This window comes from Chrysiogenia bacterium (genome assembly GCA_020434085.1).
GTDB lineage: Bacteria > JAGRBM01 > JAGRBM01 > JAGRBM01 > JAGRBM01 > JAGRBM01.
Window position 1 is genome coordinate 1 of record JAGRBM010000465.1, and the last position, 1,877, is coordinate 1,877.

The 1,877-nt window shown below is 61.9% G+C and carries 3 protein-coding genes; all 3 read left to right on the top strand.

What is annotated here, in order from left to right; genetic code table 11:
- The coding region (locus KDH09_15705) for an FAD-dependent oxidoreductase (GenBank protein MCB0221143.1) at nucleotides 1–391 on the top strand (391 nt) is incomplete at its 5' end.
- Between the two features lie 32 nt (nucleotides 392–423).
- The gene (locus KDH09_15710) at nucleotides 424–774 is read left to right on the top strand and encodes a winged helix-turn-helix transcriptional regulator (GenBank protein ID MCB0221144.1); all 351 of its coding nucleotides are present in this window, start codon (nucleotides 424–426) and stop codon (nucleotides 772–774) included.
- Nucleotides 775–827: 53 nt separating this feature from the next.
- On the top strand, nucleotides 828–1,859 hold the full coding sequence (gene arsB, locus KDH09_15715; GenBank protein ID MCB0221145.1) for an ACR3 family arsenite efflux transporter: 1,032 nt from the start codon (nucleotides 828–830) through the stop codon (nucleotides 1,857–1,859).
- Nucleotides 1,860–1,877 lie beyond the last annotated feature (18 nt).

The following is a 1,877-nucleotide window of genomic DNA, read 5'->3' on the forward strand; positions in this document are numbered from 1 at the left end:
CCGGCTCGTCTATCCCGTGCCGGGCAATACGCTCGCGGGCCTTGGCGTGCACCTCACGCCGACCCCCGCGGGCGAACTGCTCGTCGGCCCCAACGCGCGGTGGATTGCGAGCAAGGACGACTACGAATCGGATCGCGAGGGCCCGGGCGCCTTTTTGCAGTCGGCGCAACGATTACTGCCCGCGCTTGAAGAGAGCGACCTCCGCCTTGGCTACACCGGAATCCGCCCCAAACTCACCGATCCGGGCGAGCCCTCCGCCGATTTCGAGATCGCGCGCCTGGGCCCCGGCGGTCGGTTTTTGAGCCTGCGCGGAATCGAGTCCCCGGGCCTGACCGCCGCCCCGGCGCTGGCCGAAGAGATCGCTGAAATCGTTCACAAAATTGCCGTTTGACAGCAGGCGCGCTAAATCGTATTTTTACGATTATGAGCACGCCCAGGCTACAATCCATCGATGGTTGCTGCCCTCCACAAAGCCCTCAAGAGACCGCCTTGGAATTGGGCGGCCCGGAGTCTGATAGCGAACTGGCGATCATGTGCCGGGCGCTGGGGCACCCGGCGCGGCTTCAGATTCTGCGGCTCCTCATCGAAAAGAACGCCTGCGTCTGCGGCGAAATCGTCGACGAGCTGCCACTGGCACAGTCGACGGTTTCCCAGCATCTGAAAGTTCTCAAGGACGCGGGCCTGATCATCGGCGAGATCAAGGGACCGAGTACCTGCTACTGCGTCGATCCCGGCAAGCTGAGGCGACTGCGGATGCTGGTGGCCTCGCTGTAGAGGGCCTCGTCGCCCACTCGAATCAACAATCGTTTCGCGGGAGCAACTGATCCATGGGAATTTTTGAGCGTTTTCTCTCGCTATGGGTGGCGCTTGCCATCGCAGCCGGCGTGGGCCTGGGCCTGATTGCGCCGGGAATCTTCGAGATCGTTTCACGCCTTGAATGGGCGCGCGTCAACCTTGTTGTCGCAGTGCTGATCTGGCTGATGGTCTATCCGATGATGCTCAAGGTCGAGCCCTCGTGCCTCAAGGATGTCGGCCGCAAGCCCAAGGGACTTGCCCTTACGCTCGTGGTCAACTGGCTCATCAAGCCCTTCACCATGGCCGCGCTGGGCATCCTGTTCTTTGAACATGTGTTTGCGAATCTGGTCCCGGTCGATGACGCCCAGCAGTACATCGCCGGGATGATCCTGCTGGGCGCTGCGCCCTGCACGGCGATGGTCTTTGTCTGGAGCCACCTGACAGACGGCGATGCCAACTACACCCTGGTGCAGGTTTCGGTGAACGACCTTATCCTGGTCGTCGCTTTTGCGCCCATTGTGGGTTTCCTGCTCGGGGTGACCGATCTGGTGGTGCCATGGGAGACCCTGTTTGCCTCCGTTTTCGTCTTTGTGGTCATCCCGCTGGGCGCGGGCGTCCTGACGCACAGGCATTTCATCCAGTTGGATCGGCCGGAATCGATCGACAAGCTCGCCAACCGGCTCAAGCCCGCATCGATTGTGGGGCTGCTTCTGACCGTCGTGCTGCTCTTTGGGTTCCAGGCGGAGACCATCATCGCCAATCCCATTCGCGTCGCACTCATTGCCGTTCCGCTGCTGATACAGAGCTACGGAATTTTCGCCATTGCCTACGCACTGGCTCGCTTATTGAAACTACCGTTCAATGTCGCTGCGCCGGCGGCCATGATCGGCACTTCGAACTTCTTCGAGCTCGCAGTCGCCGTGGCCATCAGCCTCTTCGGGCTTTCCTCGGGCGCAGCGCTCGCCACGGTCGTGGGCGTGCTCATCGAGGTGCCCGTGATGCTCTCGCTGGTCGCCTTTGCCAACCGGACGCGGGACTGGTTTCCCGAAGCGGCACACGCCTGAGGAGCAGCCATGAACCGC